We start from the raw sequence: 15,971 nt of genomic DNA, 5'->3' as shown, positions 1-15,971 counted from the left end.
ATTCTACACCGCTTCTTTCATTAAGGAAAGTTCAGTTTCCTGATCAAAGATATTGACATGGTGAGGATCAAACGCAAGCCGGACATCTTCGCCAATTTCGTGGATCTTCTCACGCGCATCTTTCGATACCTCTATCACCTGTTGGTTGGGTAATTGGATATCGTATTTCATTGTCGTCCCTAAAAATGTCCGATCCATTATCGTCCCTTTAACTCCGCTATTACTGAAATCCATTTCATTAGGACGCACACAAACTCGAACGGATTGCGCTTCTTTGCAGGCATCAATCAGACGATTAGTCGCAAGAATTTCGCCATCTTCCAACATTACCTGTTTTTCATTCTGCCGTATCACGATTTTTCCATTCAATAAATTACTTTGTCCGATAAACGTCGCGACGAATAAATTCTTCGGATGGGCATAAATTTCTACAGGTGTGCCAATTTGCTGGATAACGCCGTGCTTCATGACCGCAATGCGATCTGACATGGACAAAGCTTCTTCTTGATCATGTGTAACATAAATCGTCGTAATTTTATATTGATGTTGAATTTCCTTGATTGCTGAGCGCATCTCAATCCGCAGCTTGGCGTCCAGATTGGACAGTGGTTCGTCCATTAACAGGACATCCGGTTGGATGACAATCGCTCTTGCCAGCGCAATTCGTTGCTGCTGACCGCCAGACATATTCGAAGGCATCCGGTCTTTCAAATCCGAAATTTGCACGACGTTTAACATTTCGTCCACCCTTCGGGACAGCTCTGGTTCTTTCACTTTTCTTTGTTTTAAGCCATATCCTACATTCTTCCCCGCGCTCATGTGCGGAAAGATTGCATAGTTCTGGAAAACCATCCCAATATTGCGCGTATGCGGTGGGAGATCGTTAATTCGCTTATCATTAAAGTAAAAATCTCCGCCTTCAATAGTATTAAACCCGGCGATCATCCGGAGCAAGGTTGTTTTGCCGCAGCCGCTGGATCCCAGCAGTGTAAAAAATTCGCCTTCTTTGACATGCAGGCAGAGGTCAGGAATGATTGTTTTATCGCCGAAACGTTTTACAGCATGTTCGATATTTATAGCTACACTCATCGTTGTTCTCCTTATTTAAAATAAGGAATTGAACTCCCATTCGATTCCTTATTTCCCATCGGTAATGATTCAAGGTCTTGATTATTCAAAAATAGAAGTATATAAATCAGTATATCGTTCAACAATTTTTTCTTTTGCTTCAGAAGACCACTGACTGGTAATTTTAATTGTTTTTACTTTCGTGATATCCTGCTTGTAATCTGCCAGTTTCACACCTGGACGAACCGCATTGGCCCCTGTTACTTCTGTCCCCATTAATGACTGACCATATTCACTGGACATAAAATCAACAAACAGCTTGGCATTTTCCATGTTCTTTGCGCCTTTGATTACTGCGACGCAGCTCATTTTAGGAACAACGCCTTCTTCCATATAAACAACACCGATATTGTCAATTCCCTGCGATAAATAGGTCTGTGCCGGTGTATCCCAGGTTAATCCTACAGCGTATTCGCCAGAGACTACACCTTTATGAATGGTTCCGGAACTATCAATAATTTTTCCATCCAGCTGGGTTAAAAATTGTTCAACATAATCCCAGCCTTCCTGTGATTCTACCAATTCATCATTAGTCGAGCCTTTTCCCATCGCAAGAAGCATGTTTTCCAGATGATTGTAAGCAGAAGATGAGTTTGCGGAATTCCCCATGGCAATCTTACCTTTGAGCTCCGGATTCAACAGATCGGCATAGCCTTTGATTTCAAAGCTGACCAGATTCTTATTATAAAGAATAACTGGAACATTGTAGTCAACAATCGTAGCATAACCGGTTGCATTCTTGAAATCGCCCATATCCTTGTCATTTTCAGAAATATATTCTTCAAAATAACTGGTATCGCTGACGACGTAATATTCGCCAAGCCATGTCACATCGGCATAGGGATTATCTTTTTCCGCCTGAATACGGGAATAGATTTCGCCTGAACTCGCTGTTACCGTTTCTACTTCAATTCCATATTTCTCTTCGAAAGCTGGAATCATGACATCCAGATTATCCTGAGCGGTTGGTGTGTATAAAACCAGTTTATTACTTTTGGTTTCACCGGTGTTTGGATTATCAGTCTTGGGAGTAGAACTACATCCGCCTAATACAAGTAGAGCACATAGAATCGCAATCAGTTTTTTCATATTTCCTCCTTTACGTTCCTTTGACTTCATTTTATGTGAAATGTAAGCGCTTTACCATGTGGAAAAACAGTCATTTTATCCTAAAATTCCGACTTTCACCTTGAATTCTCTCTCAATCTCCGTCAAACCTGATCTGAAAATCTCCGATCAGAAAAACCGTAAGACTGTTTCCTTATTCGTGATGTTCCAAAAAGAGGAAAATAGATGCTGAACAAACAAAAGAAGTTTCCCGGGATTTTTGATCCGCAGAAAACTTCTTCACTTTAAAAACTTCGGCAAAACTAAAGCGCACCCCGTCTGGCCTGAATTCCAAGCCATCTTCCAATCAGAATCAGACTGATAAGCAACAAGCCTGTCCAGAACCAGCCCGAATGCAAAAATAACAGGGCTCCCGCCGATGCCCCAGCCGCACCGAGGTTGACCGCAAAGAATCCGAAGAAATAACAGATCGATCCCTTATCCAGGTCATATTCAGACCCAAACGTCAAACTATACGCGACAAACGCCAGTGTGGCGCAAAGCGAAATCCCGACGGCCTTCCAGGTCAGCGGCAGAGCCAGGCTGCCGAAGGGAATGAACAGCTGCGTTCCCAGGATGATCAGATCCATAATCCACAGACTTCCAAGCACGAAGCCCTGCGCGATCAGCTGACCTGCCAGCCTTTTTTTCCGCGAGGCCGGGATCAGGTTCAACGCATAACCTCCGCTTTGAAACTTTTTCGTCAGCTGCCAGCTGGCCGCAAAGTCGCCGACAAAGAACACCAGATAGACATAGCTTCCGTTCAGAAAGATCAGGAAGAGCAAGGCCACCAAGAGTTGAAGACCCTGATCCCGGGTGCGCCGGCGTTGATTTTTGCCATGCAGCCTGATTTCCGCCAAATCCAGAATCCCGCGCAGTGGTTCAGAAATACCCGGAAATTCCAGCTTGTCGAAGGAATCCTGCTTCTCTTTTCCCATCAATTCGATGCGGGTTAATCCGATTGTCAGAGCCAGCACGACCGCCGCAGCCAGGATTAACGATAAAGACAACGCTTTATTACTGATTTCCAGCGCACCGATGACAACGATTAAAATAAGCGCATTGTAAATCATCGCGGTTTTCCAGGTACTGAGCGCTTGTTTTTCTTTCTCCCAACGCAGGACAATCCAGCCATACATCGCCCAGAAAACAACGGCGATCCACGCCAAGACACCGGTCAATCCCGGACGGCGCATATTCATCACCAGACCGCAGCCGCCGACTAAGCCGATCCAGGTCATCGTTACTGTAACAAGCAGAATGATCTTGCGATCCCGGTTGGAAAGCGGCAGCGTCTCCAGCATCCTTCCGCTGGCTTCCTCCTCGCCATCACGCCAGTCCAGCATTTTATTGGTAAAAATGATCGCGCCGAACAACAACGGAAACAGGGCAAGCGCAACACTCCCCGAAGTCAGAATCAGGGAGAAGATGACCATCCCCAACAGACCGCCGTTGCATTGAAACCAATACCCCCAGGCCAGATACAGCCGATCAGAATTCTTCATACGTCAGATCCTGCGCCAACATGATTTCTTCCAGTGTCGCGGGGGTAAAGACTACCGGAAGATGCCGCAGCTGCGCCGCCTGGGTACACATGCCTTCCCAACCGGTCTCCGTCGGTTTCGGTTTCAGCACAAAATCCTTCATTTCCTTCGGCATTTTTCCTTCGCAGCGGAAATGCTGCCAATTCTCCATCAAAATTTCCCTGGACGCGGAGAACTTCACATGGCCGTTTTCCAGACAGGTCACATAATCCGCGATTTTATCCAGATCCGCTGTATTGTGCGTGGAAAATAATAACGAATGATCCTCCTGCTGCATGAACTCATATAACAGATCCAGCACTTCCCGCCGCGACACCGGATCAAGATTCGCCGTCGGCTCATCCAGAATCATCAGCTTGGGATGATGCGATAAAGCGAAGATAATCGAAAGCTTCACTTTCATCCCCGCTGAGAATTCGCCGAACGGTTTGCCTAACGGCAAGCGGAACCGGTTGAGCAGCGTATGATACAGAACTTCGTCAAACTGATCGTAAAACGGTCCGATCCGGCGCATCAGCTTCATCGCATGGTAGGAATCCGGAAATACAAACCGGTCGCTGACTACGCCCAGCTGATTTTTAATCTGCCGCTCGTTCTGATCCATCCGCATCCCCAGCAGCGCGCAATGCTGAGCACGTGCGGGCGTACTGTCCAGCAACGCTTCAATCAGCGTCGTTTTTCCCGCTCCATTGCGGCCGATCAAGCCCATGACATAACCGCATGGCAAGTCAAAATGATCAATGAAAAGATCAAAGTCCGGATAATGCACCCGCAGATTCTCTGCGGAAATCGCGTTTTCAGTCATAACTTCTCCCTCTTTTCCTGAATGACAGTTTTTTGTGCCTGATCAAACAAGGTCTGGATCTGCGGCAGCGTAAGTCCCAGCTTCAATCCCTTATCCAGTGTCGCCTGGAATTCTTCGATCAGCTGTGCTCCCGCCTGTTCCTGTACCCGTTGAACATCCAGCGGACAAACGAAACAGCCCTTGCCCTGACGTGTCTCAATCATCCCCGCTTGTTCCAAATCATCATACGCCCGCTTTACGGTGATGATCGCCACCTGCAGCTGTTTCGCCAGCTGGCGGATCGAAGGCAGCTGATCCTGCGGACGCAGCTGTCCCTGACAAATTGCCGATCGAATCGCGTTTTCGATCTGCAGATAATTCGGATCATTTGAGCTGGAATTCAGAAATATGCGCATCGTTCTTCCTCCACTGTTATTATAGAATAGACACAGTTGATTTGCAATAGACACCCCAGAATATCGGCTTGAAAATTCAACGGTATTCCCCCTGATGCAAATCTTTCTTCTGTATTCAACTTAATTCCTTTTAACAAAATTCCTTAAAATTCCCATTGCTTCATACAAAAGTATAAAATAAGGATAATGAAGAAGGAAAATAAAAATCGCTTTGCAAAAAATAAAAAAGACATCCTGCCCCGCAGAATGCCCTCGTTCTCTTATGCCTGGTTTGATTTTATTTAGCCGCGCCCGCGCCTGCCTTCAACGCTCTCAGTTGAAGCGGCAGCCGTTGGCCCGTTTGCGGCCGAAGTCCACGATCGAAACTTTGACGTTGGAGCGTTTCCCGTTGCGCACGCTTGGATAATATTCTGATCCGGTGAACAGGTCGATCGTCGATCCCTGCACCGCGCCGCCCCGGTCGGCCACCACTGCCAGGAAAGGTTCTCCCGGCGTCAGCCCCTGACCGTTGAACTTGTGATCGCTGATTTCCACTAACGTGCATAACGGCAGCGTTGAGGATGCGGCGATCAGATAATAGCCGTCGTAAGTAATCCCGTCTTTCCATGTACCGTCAGACTGACGCACCCCGGTCGTGCTGATCGCGATGCCGGCCGGCGTTCCCCCGCCGCACCCGACGCAATCCGCCCCATAGGAAGTCACGCGGCTGGAATAGAAATACGCTTCCTCCTTGACCTCGGAGCCATAGCTCATAACGATCGGCCGAGCTTCGATGACTTCTGTGGAATAGGGTACCAGGACACGCGACAACAAGTTGCCCTCCTGGTCGTAGGTCATTTCATAGGTATCGTTTTGAACCTTCGGACTTCCGTCGTCCGTTTTGGAGATCATCCAGGAAACGCCGTTTTCCGGAATTTCCTCGGGATGGACAAATACGGTATCCTGCGCTTCCAGAAACGTCGTGATCGTCTCCTGCGCTGTCCGGTACGGAAGCGGTTCTTCGCTCGCGGCTCGCGAATAACTAAAGGTCTGCAGGATCAGTGGTGTCTTGACTTCTTCCGGGATCATGATCAATGCGGTCATGCCCAGACCCAAGCATACTAAAATTCCAAAAAGCACTGCTTTTTTCATTTTATTTTCCTCCTTTCACCAGAGATCGTAGACTCTTCTCTTATTTCAGAGTTCGTCTTGCGGGTGGAATAAAGCTTGATAGTTATCCCAAAGACTCTGTTTCAACGTTTCTTCCTCCATTCCGCGCAATTCCAGAATGGTTTTCGCGGTCAGCGGAAGATACATCGGCTCGTTCCGTTTTCCCCGATAAGGAACGGGCGTCAGATAAGGACAATCGGTTTCAATCTGCAAATGTGCCAGATCCACGTCCGCCGCCACCTCTTTCGGGGTCTTGGCGTTTTTGAACGTGACCGGTCCGCCCAGACCGATCGTATAGCCAAGCTTGACGAATTCTCTGGCCATTTCCCGGCTGGAGCTGAAACAATGGATAATCCCGCGGCGGGCAGCGGGATGCTCGCGCAGAAGGGTCAGCGTATCGTTGATCGCATCGCGGCTGTGGACCAGAATCGGTTTATTGACCCGGTTCGCCAGCTCGATCTGACGGATAAACGCCGCCTGCTGCTGAGGATGATTGTCTTTATCCCAATAATAGTCCAGGCCGATCTCACCGACGGCCGTGACATTCTCATTATAGACCAGAGTTTCGAGTTTATGCCAGTCTTCTTCCGTAAAATCGCGCAAATCACTGGGATGAAAGCCCACCGCGACGTCAAAACGCGCGTCTTCGGCCTTCATTTTCAAGGCGGCTTCCGCTTCTTCCAGCCGGCAGCAGACGATCATCATCCGCGCGACGCCGGCATCCAGCGCCCGCTGGCGAACATCCTGAGCCTCGCCAATCAGATCCGCACAGGTCAGATGACAGTGCGAATCAATCCAGCCTAAAGCTTTTCCCATACCGAGGTGCCTGCCATCCGGTCATGCAGCGAGCTGTGCTGATCGGAATACGCGAGAATCGCGGAGAACAAACCCAGAATCCAGATCTGCAGCGAGAACGCCTTCATCACCCCGCGGATCAGGCAGTCGCCGAAGGACAGCGAACCCTGTTCCTTCTCGACTTCCAGCTTCATGATCAGCTTGCCAACGGTACCGCCGGCGAAGTAAACCATCGCCGCCTCATACAAAGCATAGACAATCACGAACAAAAACGATGTCGAAAACAGGAATCGGAAATGATGGAGAAACGGCAGCCAGCTTAAAATCCAGCGGATTAAGGAGAACGCCATTTCGATAATGCCGACCGGAATTCCGATCAACAGACTGTCGATAATCAAAGCGATAACACGGTTGATAAATAATTTCATGAATGATTCCTCACTTTCCTAAACAAAACTTGGAGAACAGCGCATCCAGCAGGTCTTCCCGGCTGGCTTCACCGACGATTTCTTTGAGCGCCATATAGGCGGCCTGCAGGTCGATTGTCACTAAATCCAGTTCCGCGCCTTCCTGCAGCGCGTTGACGGCCTGCGCCATGGACTGACGGGCCTGACGGGCCAGCGCGATCTGGCGCTCATTCGCCAGCGACGGCAGCTCCAGCATCGCGTGATGGTGTTCGTAGCGTTGGTTGATCTGTTCGATCAACGGTTCAATCTGATTCTGCGCGGCACAGATGGAAATTGTACCCGAACGATCCTCCGCCTGCGGCGCGAGATCTTTTTTATTAACAACGACGATCCGGTTGCGGCCCTCGGTCAGATCCAGCAGGCGGCGGTCCTCGTCGTCCTGCGGGCGGCTGGCGTCCAGCACGATCAGGATCAGCTCCGCTTCCTCCAGCGCCTTCATCGAGCGCTCGATGCCGATCTGTTCCACACGGTCCTCGGTTTGGTGAATTCCGGCGGTGTCGATCAGATGAAGCGTGACGTTGCGCAGATGGATTTCCCCTTCAACCAGGTCGCGGGTCGTCCCGGCGATCTCAGTCACAATCGCCTTGTCTTCCTCCAACAGGGCGTTGAGCAGACTCGACTTGCCGACGTTTGGCTTGCCCAGAATGACCGTCTTTACGCCTTTTTTCATGATGCGGCCGCTCTCGGCGCGCTGCAGGATTTCATCCATCCGGATTAACCAGGACCGCGCCTGGGGCAGAACGCTTTCCCAGGTTAATTGTTCGGCATCCTCGTATTCCGGATAGTCGATATTGACCTCGATGTTGGCGATGATATTGAGCAGCGCTTCGCTCAGCGGCTCGATCAGACGGCGGATACTGCCGCGGATGCCCTGAATCGCCAGCTGCGCCTGTTGGGAAGAATCGGCGTCGATCATATCCATGACCGCTTCGGCCTGCGTCAGATCAATGCGGCCGTTTAAGAAGGCCCGGCGGGTGAACTCACCCGGCTCAGCCAGCCGTGCACCCTCCGCCAGTACCAGCGCCAGAATCCGCCGGGTAATGTAGCGTCCGCCATGCCCGCTGATTTCCACAACGTCTTCGCGTGTAAAGGTTTTCGGTGCACGGAAAACCGTCAGCAGCACCTCGTCGACAGCTTCCTTACTGATGGGATCAATGATATAGCCATACCGGACGGTATGTGTCGGCTGATCGTCCACCCGGCGGCTGAACAGTCGTCCGGCAATCGCCAGACTGTCCGGGCCGCTGATCCGGATCACCGAAATCGCGCCGTCCTGCAATGCGGTAGAGATCGCCGCTATCGTATCGTTCAGCATTCTCTCACCTCCGAAATGTTCATGGTACAGTTTACCATATTTTTTGGATTTGCCTAGTGAAATCCTTCAATCTCCCTTTAAAATAAGGGATTCTTAAGATCTTTTGGAAATTATTTCCGACGATTTAAGAACTTTTTAAGATTCCATTCCCTCTTTGTCCGGCTGAGTCTGAAGACCAAAATATTCACTTTTTACAAAACAATGGGGGCGAATCGTCATTCCCTGAAATCCTTCTGTTTGAAAAGACGCCGCGCCGTTTCCGCACAACACCGGGGATGTTTCTTCCTTCTGTGCAAAAGAAAACGGTCAATCCCCTGCCGTCTCAGGTACTGACCGTTTTGAATGACGTGAAATGATTTTCAGGCAGAGCGCCGGCCATTTTCAGAGTCCTTCGCCACGCTTGCCTGATACTGCCCGAAATCCTTTACGGCTTCTGGCATCCGCCTGATTTCTCAAGGTGCCCGGAAATGAGCTGGGTCTAATCCGTCTTGGACAGCGCCGCAAACCCATTGCTTTCTGAATCCGCACGCCGATCCCTGCAAATAGCCGGTTGCTTGCCGCTGGACACGGCGAATTGCAGCGTTAATCCCGGTCGCTGTGAGCGATAAAGTCGCGGTACCAAAACCAGCTTTTCTTTGGAATCCGCTTCAGATCGTGATCAAAATCGACATAGACCAGACCATACCGCTTTTTATAACCGTTAATCCAGCTGTACACATCGACGTTGCTCCAGGCATAATAGCCGATCACATTGCAGCCTTCCTCCCGGGCCTTCAACATCCAATGGAAAACATTTTTCATGAAATCGATTCGCTTGTCATCGTGGATCTCACCGTTTTCATCAACTTCGTCGTACAGCGCGCAGCCGTTTTCCGTGATGAATACCGGAATATCGCCATACCGCTTTTGAATCCCCTTAAGCATGTCATAGACCGTTTTATGATAGATTTCCCGGCCCCATTCATCCCGCGGCAGAGAGAAATCATAATCGCTTTCAAACCAGTTTTTGACAACCAGTCTTTCCAGCACTTCGCCTTTTCCTTCATAATCGCGGTAATAGTTCGTTTCGCCGCTGACATACGGCTTAACCAGCGTCCGGGTATAACAGTTCTGACCCAGAAAGTCAATCGTGTTCTCGCTGAGAAGTTTCAGGTCTTCCGCTTTAACAAAGCTCAGATCAATGCCCGCTTCCTCTAACAAACCGGGTAAATCTTCCGGGAAATGTCCCAGAATCGCCGGATCGGTCACCCACAGATTTTTAAACAGGTCGCCGCGATGACGGGCAATCCGATATTCCTCGGTGTCCAGCAGCGTCTGAACGGTATTGGTCGTATGCACTATGCCGATTTTAGAGTTCAGCTTCCGTTTTCTGAATTCCGCAACCGCCCGGGCATGCGCGATCACCAGATTGTAGCCGACGTGGCAAAGCTCCTGCACGCTGTGATGATTCGGCGGATACTTTCCCTGCAGATAAGCACAGTTCGCATTGTGCGTTATTTCGTTGATCGTGACGTAATACGGAATGGAATCGCCGAACAGATCGAAAACCATCCCGGCATAGCGGGCGAAATAGGCCGGGAACTGATCGTTGAGATATCCGCCTTCCGCCTCGATCCATTGCGGAATATCGTAGTGCAGCAGTGTCACATTGGCGGCAATGCCGTGCTTGCGGCATTCTTCCAGCACGCTGCGGTAAAACGCCACGCCTTGAGGATTGATCTGCCAATTTGACGACGGGATGATCCGGCTCCAGGACAGGGAGAAACGGAAGGTGTTCTGATTTCCCTTTGCCAGCAGTTCGATGTCTTCCTTATAGCGATGATAAAAATCATTGGCGACGTCGCCGGTGATGCCTTTGGGATTTTTATCCGGATCGTGGACAAACGCGTCCCAGTTGCTTTCCCCTTTTCCTCCTTCGTTCCGCGCCTTCACATTGATAGGCCGCAGTTGCGGATCCCCACAGAAAATCTTCTTTTTTCATGATTACCTCCATTACCGCGCATAATGCGGTTGCAAATATTGCATGAAAGCAAGCTAAGTGGCTTTGCTTTCCCACTTTCTGCTCCTGTTTATTCTTTGCCCCGCCTGTTGGGCTGGCTTAAACACAAGACTTTGAATTGATGTTTCATTCGAATCTGACGGTTTTTCTTTCTTTTCCTTTTATAAAAGAAAGCTCATCCTTATGGATTAAAATAACGAATCAACTTCCTGTTGCGAGAGATGAGCAGCGATCGCCTGACACGCAGCGAGCAGCTCCAGCAAAACGTCTTCCTGCTTCATCCGTAACAGCGGTGTCGGCGCCACCGTGCTCAGCGTCCCCGCCAGATGCTGCCTCGCCGTGATGATCGGTACGCCCACAGCGCTCATGCCGATATCGGTTTCCTCATTGACCGTCGCATAGCCCTGACGGACTATCTTCTCGATTTCCTGCCGGAAAACCGCGCGGTCCGTGATTGTATTCGGCACAATCGCTCTGAGATCCAGCGCCGAAACCAGAAGATTCCGTTCCGCTTCCGCCAGCGATGCGACGTACAGCTTGCCGGACACTGAAGCGTGCAGCGGAATATCTGCCCCCATTTTAGGACTGTAAGTATAAAACGTTTGGGTTGGTTCCACGACGTCTACCGTATAGATCCGGTTGTGCAGAACAATCTGAAGCCAGATATTCATCTGATGCTTTGCCGCGATGCGATCCATATATGGAAACGCACAGGTCCTGAGATAACGGACATAACCTTCGCTGACCCGATTGGCCTTCATCAGAAATTCATAACCGAGGAAAAAGCGGTTGTTCTTCTCACTCTTGATCAGATAACCGTTATTCAGCAGCGTCATCACCAGACCCCGCACCGTGCCGACGTTCAGATTCAACATTTCACTTAATTCTGTCAACGTCAATCCGTTGGCGGATTGATCAATGCACTGAATGATGCTCAGCGCCCGTTCAACGGACTGAATCGTCTTGCCATTCTCCTGATTCATAACACACCTCATCTTCAAATCTTTATCCTTGTTCCAGGGCTGATAAACGACATTGACTTTCCCTGGGCTTATCGTTATAATAAAACCAAAAGTTGATATTGTCAATTTTTTCTTGACATTATCATAAAAACAGGAGGTTTATCTATGGCTGATCGATTCCGTATTCAAAACAATCTGGAAACACTCCGTGATTTCAGCGCACCGGGCGAGGAAGGGACGACCCGGCTGAGCTATACCCCGGCTTACCTGCAGGCCGTCGATTATCTGAAAAAAGAAATGGAAGCTGCCGGATTGCGGACCTGGGAAGATGGCGTCGGCAACGTCTATGGCGAATTGAAGGGAACCGATGAAACCGCCCCGGTAATTCTCTCCGGTTCCCATCTCGATACCGTCCGCTGTTCCGGTTATTTCGACGGTCAGGCCGGCATCGTCTGTGCTTTGGAAGCCGCAAGAATGTTGAAGGAAAGCGGAAAACCGTTAAGAAGCTCCTTTCAGGTTCTGGCGACAATCATGGAGGAAGGCGCCCGGTTCCCGAATCTGACCGGCAGCCGCTATATCGCCGGTGAAAATGGCGAAGCTCAGCTGGATACCTTGCGGGATCAGGATGGCGTTACACTGCGGGAAGCAATCCGGCAATGCGGCTTTTCAGGCAATCTGGAAATGACTTGCAGAAAAGCGGATTCGATCAAGGCATTTTTGGAGCTGCATCTCGAACAGGGAATTCGATTGGAAAGCACGCACACCGATCTGGGCATCGTGGAAACGATCTATGGCTGCCGCTGGTTCACAGTCGCGGTGAACGGTGCGACTTCTCACCCTTCTACTCCGATGAATTTAAGAAAAGATGCGGGCATCGCCGCCTGCACCTTGATCAGCGAACTGGCCGCGCTGGTTGAAGAACATTATCCAAACCGGGCGACGGTCACCTTCGGAAAATTTGAAAATCATCCAAACGAGATCAATGCCGTGCCCGGACGCACTGTGTTCTCCGTTGATTTCCGCAGTGGAAAACCGGAAATTCTAAATGAACTGGAAGCTTTGTTAAAAGAGAAGCTCAAAGCGATGGAATCCCGGTTCCGCGTTAAAACGGAGCTGACGCTGTATTCGGACGTTCCGCCGACGCCTTGCTGCGCAGAATTTTCAAAGATCTTGGAAGAACAGGCGGCAGCCCTGCATTTCAGCACGCTCAGGATGGATTCCGGAGCAGGCCATGACGCGATGATCTTCGCCAAACATTGGCCTGCGGCCATGATCTTTGTGCCGAGCCATAACGGACTGACCCACTGCCCGAAAGAATGGACAGACTATGGAAATCTGGCCAAAGGAGCCGATGTTCTCTGTGCCGCTATACGTCAGATCGACAAGCTGGATTAATCGCATCCGTAAGCTTCAAAACAGGATGCCGGCTTGATCACAACCCTCTCCGCTCCCGATTTTACCGGTTGGATTTCTCACGGAATCCAACTTTTTTTCAGCGATTTCCGCTTATACGCAGCTGGCTGTGGGCACTGATGTCCCCCGGGTTTTCTTTTCGGCCGCAAAAAGATCGCAGCTTGCCCAACCTGAGGGACATGGGATATCCGATCAGATCAACATCAGCCTGTTTGATCTGATCGGAATGGGAAACGCAAGGAAAGCAAGAGAGAGCGTTTAGACAAACAAAATTCACGGAAAGATAAAATAAAAACTGGAATCACATGGACTCCAGTTCGTTTAATCATTGGGATTGCACTTATTTTTTCAGCAGTTCGCTGACCGCTTCGCCGACAAACTTGCCAGTGTTGACGGAATAGCCCATCGTGTTGCCTGGAAGCAGGAACATGTAGCTGTCGCCGTAAACCGTGCAGGAATCGGTGCCCGCCGAATACAGACCGGTGATGACCTGATCGTTCTGATCGAGCACTTCCAGATTGGAATTGACCTTGATGCCGCCCAGCGTGCCATAGCTGGATGGATAATACTGCGCCGCATAGAACGGAGCGGTCGTGATCGGCTTGAGATACGCCGCACCCTTGCCTAACGGATCGTAACCGTCGGCGCACAGCTGATTGTATTCCTCAACCGTTGCCGCCAGGCCCTGCGGATCAATGCCCATCTTGTTCGCCAGTTCTTCCAACGTATCAGCTTTGACGATCGCCGTGTAACCGGATTCTTCCATCGTCTTGAAGTTCGCGTCAAATTGTGTGAAGTCGTCGGTATTCCAGACCCGGCTGGTGAAATCGACATGATTCGCCTCAACATAGCTCTGTTTGATCGCCTCATCGAGAATCATGAAGCCGGTGTTGCCTGTCTGATTGCGCAGCGAGTTGCCGGTATAGGTCGTGTTCTGCACCTGTTCCTCGTTGAAGAACCGCTTGCCTTGTTGATTGACCATCAGGTTCGGCTGCTGCATGACAAGCTTGATATCGTTGGTATAAGCTCCGGTCGAGCCTGGCTGGAAGATATCGAAGATCATTTCCTCGATCATCTCCGATTGCTTCACGCCGGCATTCCACGCCATCTGGATGCCGTCGCCTTCATGTCCCGGGAAGCGCATGCCGAAGAAGTCCTGATCGAGATTCAAAGCGAATTGTTCCTTAACCCATTCTTCGTTGTTGCCAAAGCCGCCGGTGGCGATCAAGGCCGCATTGCACAGGAAATGATAGCCTTGCTTGCCATCCGTGCTGACGGCGCAGACGCCGCTGACCTTGCCGTTTTCCGTTTCCAGACGGCAGGCCGGGGTTTCCAGGTAGAACTCCACGCCCAGTTCGCGGGCCCGAGCTTCCAGATGATCGGTCATGGTCTTCGCCTGACCGCCGCCGATCACACCCGTTTCTGATTTGACAATGTGCCAGGTCGGATAGGATTTTTCAAAATAACGCGCGGCTTCTTCAAATTCGACGCCCATTGATTCGATCCATTCCAGCGTTTCCTTCGATTCCTCGAAGTACCGGCGCATCAGCACGCAGTCGGTGCGGTAGTGCGTGTACTCCGTGAACATGTTGTACATCGCGTCCAGATCCAGTTCTTCTCCCTGCGCTTTCTGCAGCTCAGTGCCGATCGCGAGGATGCCCATGCCGAATTTTGCACAGCCTCCGGTCGCGCCGGTTTTCTCTACCACAGCGACGGACAGGCCGTTTTCCGCAGCTTTCACGGCGGCGCACAGGCCGGCCGGCCCGGCTCCGACAATCACGAAATCCACGGTTTTCTCTGTGATCGCATCTGCGGACAGCGCGGTATATGGCGCATCTAACGCAGCGGCGATGGTGTCCCCCGTGACTTCCGGCGATGGTGTCGATGTTGTGTTTTCATTGGTGCTGCAAGCCCCCAGCAACCCCAGTGCGCCCATGCCCGCGGCCGCGGCCAGGGAGCTTTTCAGAAACTCTCTGCGAGATAAGTTCATCTCTGATTCCCTCCTAACGTTTCTGGAACCATTTTAGGGTATACAGGTACTGTACAGGCAAGTGATATTTTTAACAATCCTGAAACGGAACGTAACATTTGTGATATTCGATCGTCTTGCCCTCCTGGGTGTGGACCAGAATCAGACTGGTGCTGACAAACGAGTGCACCGTCTTGCCGGAGGCGATCACCTCGTCCCGAAACGCCAGCGCTTTTTCGATCAGCTGCCCCGGCATCGCGTCCCATTCGCAGCACACGCAGCGAACCGCTGCTTTTGAGGCTTGCAGCTTGCGCATTTTCGGATGCAATGGAATCCCTGCCGCCCGCATTGGCTTCGATGATCCCCAGACTGGTGACTGAATGCCAGCCGGAAGGTCCTTCGATCAGATCGGCATGAACACTGGTCAGAGGCATTGCCGCGATCAGCGCTTTGAGCGCCGACAGATCGGCAGCCGTCATCTTTGCGAAAGCATCCGCGCTCAGAACATAATAATCCGGACATTCCTCAATCACCGTGCGCGGGAATTGGCACTCCCGGAGAACCCGCTGGTATTTTCGCAGCTCTTCCCGCTGACGCATCAGCCGTTCAATCTGCACATCCAGTTCCTGTTCGCGTTTCGTGATCTGAGCCTGAATTTCCGGCAGCGTCAGTTGGGCTTTTTTGACAAAGGTATGCAATGTTTCATCCAGCGAAAACGACATCGACGCATAACGTCTTAAATAGAACAGCTGAAAGATATCGTCGACGCTGTACCAGCGGAAATCATGTTCGTCCCGACGCGGATGAATCAACCCTTTCTCTTCATAAAAGCGAATGGCTCCGCGCGTATTATCAAACAAATCGGAAACTTCCTTGATCGTAAACCAACCGTTTTTCACGACGATCACCTCGTTTTGATTGTA

Annotated in this window: 14 protein-coding genes; 1 reads left to right on the top strand and 13 read right to left on the bottom strand. The window is 50.6% G+C overall.

Translation table 11 applies throughout. The annotated features are described in order from the left end of the window. Positions 1–3: 3 nt before the first annotated feature. The 11 genes from I2D94_RS02790 to I2D94_RS02740 form a co-directional block, all read right to left on the bottom strand. Positions 4–1,089 (bottom strand): ABC transporter ATP-binding protein, encoded by a 1,086-nt coding sequence (locus I2D94_RS02790; protein ID WP_072685111.1) that lies wholly within the window; start codon positions 1,087–1,089, stop codon positions 4–6. 81 nt (positions 1,090–1,170) lie between these two features. After that, the gene (locus I2D94_RS02785; protein WP_072685112.1) at positions 1,171–2,217 is read right to left on the bottom strand and encodes an extracellular solute-binding protein; all 1,047 of its coding nucleotides are present in this window, start codon (positions 2,215–2,217) and stop codon (positions 1,171–1,173) included. 281 nt (positions 2,218–2,498) lie between these two features. Further along, on the bottom strand, positions 2,499–3,740 hold the full coding sequence (locus tag I2D94_RS02780) for a hypothetical protein (protein ID WP_195395537.1): 1,242 nt from the start codon (positions 3,738–3,740) through the stop codon (positions 2,499–2,501). Further along, a complete protein-coding gene (locus tag I2D94_RS02775) occupies positions 3,727–4,584 on the bottom strand; it encodes an ATP-binding cassette domain-containing protein (protein WP_195395536.1) in 858 nt (285 codons plus the stop codon). The genes I2D94_RS02780 and I2D94_RS02775 overlap by 14 nt, the downstream gene beginning before the upstream one ends. Further along, the gene (locus I2D94_RS02770; RefSeq protein ID WP_195395535.1) at positions 4,581–4,979 is read right to left on the bottom strand and encodes a GntR family transcriptional regulator; all 399 of its coding nucleotides are present in this window, start codon (positions 4,977–4,979) and stop codon (positions 4,581–4,583) included. Before I2D94_RS02770 ends, I2D94_RS02775 begins: the two co-directional genes overlap by 4 nt. A 312-nt stretch (positions 4,980–5,291) precedes the next feature. Beyond that, positions 5,292–6,110, bottom strand: coding sequence for a hypothetical protein (locus tag I2D94_RS02765; protein ID WP_195395534.1), 819 nt, complete (start codon positions 6,108–6,110; stop codon positions 5,292–5,294). 45 nt (positions 6,111–6,155) lie between these two features. After that, the gene (locus I2D94_RS02760) at positions 6,156–6,944 is read right to left on the bottom strand and encodes a TatD family hydrolase (RefSeq protein WP_072685117.1); all 789 of its coding nucleotides are present in this window, start codon (positions 6,942–6,944) and stop codon (positions 6,156–6,158) included. Then, positions 6,929–7,351, bottom strand: a complete 423-nt coding sequence (locus I2D94_RS02755) for an RDD family protein (RefSeq protein WP_072685118.1) — start codon at positions 7,349–7,351, stop codon at positions 6,929–6,931. The genes I2D94_RS02760 and I2D94_RS02755 overlap by 16 nt, the downstream gene beginning before the upstream one ends. Positions 7,352–7,361: 10 nt before the next feature. After that, positions 7,362–8,705: a tRNA uridine-5-carboxymethylaminomethyl(34) synthesis GTPase MnmE gene (gene mnmE, locus I2D94_RS02750; protein WP_195395533.1), complete on the bottom strand. Its 1,344-nt coding sequence runs from the start codon at positions 8,703–8,705 to the stop codon at positions 7,362–7,364. Between the two features lie 582 nt (positions 8,706–9,287). Beyond that, a complete protein-coding gene (locus tag I2D94_RS02745) occupies positions 9,288–10,637 on the bottom strand; it encodes a glycoside hydrolase family 1 protein (protein ID WP_295769670.1) in 1,350 nt (449 codons plus the stop codon). A gap of 255 nt (positions 10,638–10,892) precedes the next feature. Continuing rightward, the gene (locus I2D94_RS02740; protein ID WP_195395532.1) at positions 10,893–11,687 is read right to left on the bottom strand and encodes an IclR family transcriptional regulator; all 795 of its coding nucleotides are present in this window, start codon (positions 11,685–11,687) and stop codon (positions 10,893–10,895) included. 144 nt (positions 11,688–11,831) lie between these two features. Here I2D94_RS02740 and I2D94_RS02735 point away from each other — a divergent pair, with 144 nt between their 5' ends. Then, positions 11,832–13,061 carry a M20 family metallo-hydrolase gene (locus tag I2D94_RS02735; RefSeq protein ID WP_195395531.1) on the top strand — a complete coding sequence of 410 codons (1,230 nt, stop codon included), beginning with the start codon at positions 11,832–11,834 and terminating at the stop codon, positions 13,059–13,061. A gap of 358 nt (positions 13,062–13,419) precedes the next feature. Here I2D94_RS02735 and I2D94_RS02730 read toward each other — a convergent pair whose 3' ends face one another. Together I2D94_RS02730 and I2D94_RS02725 are read right to left on the bottom strand one after the other, a co-directional pair. Beyond that, positions 13,420–15,069, bottom strand: coding sequence for an FAD-dependent oxidoreductase (locus I2D94_RS02730; protein ID WP_195395530.1), 1,650 nt, complete (start codon positions 15,067–15,069; stop codon positions 13,420–13,422). Beyond that, complete coding sequence (locus tag I2D94_RS02725) at positions 15,066–15,947, bottom strand: MerR family transcriptional regulator (RefSeq protein WP_195395529.1); 882 nt, start codon at positions 15,945–15,947, stop codon at positions 15,066–15,068. The genes I2D94_RS02730 and I2D94_RS02725 overlap by 4 nt, the downstream gene beginning before the upstream one ends. Between the last annotated feature and the right edge of the window lie 24 nt (positions 15,948–15,971).

This window comes from Holdemania sp. 1001302B_160321_E10, assembly GCF_015552275.1.
In the GTDB taxonomy this organism is placed as follows: Bacteria; Bacillota_I; Bacilli_A; order Erysipelotrichales; family Erysipelotrichaceae; genus Holdemania.
The sequence above is the reverse complement of the archived record's forward strand: the minus strand, read 5'-3'. Positions and strand labels throughout refer to the sequence as shown.

What these genes read in the sequence shown, in the direction of transcription:
- I2D94_RS02790 (WP_072685111.1), bottom strand. Translation starts at nt 1,089, where the DNA reads ATGAGTGTAGCTATAAATATCGAACATGCTGTAAAACGTTTCGGCGAT.
- I2D94_RS02785 (WP_072685112.1), bottom strand. Translation starts at nt 2,217, where the DNA reads ATGAAAAAACTGATTGCGATTCTATGTGCTCTACTTGTATTAGGCGGA.
- I2D94_RS02780 (WP_195395537.1), bottom strand. Translation starts at nt 3,740, where the DNA reads ATGAAGAATTCTGATCGGCTGTATCTGGCCTGGGGGTATTGGTTTCAA.
- I2D94_RS02775 (WP_195395536.1), bottom strand. Translation starts at nt 4,584, where the DNA reads ATGACTGAAAACGCGATTTCCGCAGAGAATCTGCGGGTGCATTATCCG.
- I2D94_RS02770 (WP_195395535.1), bottom strand. Translation starts at nt 4,979, where the DNA reads ATGCGCATATTTCTGAATTCCAGCTCAAATGATCCGAATTATCTGCAG.
- I2D94_RS02765 (WP_195395534.1), bottom strand. Translation starts at nt 6,110, where the DNA reads ATGAAAAAAGCAGTGCTTTTTGGAATTTTAGTATGCTTGGGTCTGGGC.
- I2D94_RS02760 (WP_072685117.1), bottom strand. Translation starts at nt 6,944, where the DNA reads ATGGGAAAAGCTTTAGGCTGGATTGATTCGCACTGTCATCTGACCTGT.
- I2D94_RS02755 (WP_072685118.1), bottom strand. Translation starts at nt 7,351, where the DNA reads ATGAAATTATTTATCAACCGTGTTATCGCTTTGATTATCGACAGTCTG.
- mnmE (WP_195395533.1), bottom strand. Translation starts at nt 8,705, where the DNA reads ATGCTGAACGATACGATAGCGGCGATCTCTACCGCATTGCAGGACGGC.
- I2D94_RS02740 (WP_195395532.1), bottom strand. Translation starts at nt 11,687, where the DNA reads ATGAATCAGGAGAATGGCAAGACGATTCAGTCCGTTGAACGGGCGCTG.
- I2D94_RS02735 (WP_195395531.1), top strand. Translation starts at nt 11,832, where the DNA reads ATGGCTGATCGATTCCGTATTCAAAACAATCTGGAAACACTCCGTGAT.
- I2D94_RS02730 (WP_195395530.1), bottom strand. Translation starts at nt 15,069, where the DNA reads ATGAACTTATCTCGCAGAGAGTTTCTGAAAAGCTCCCTGGCCGCGGCC.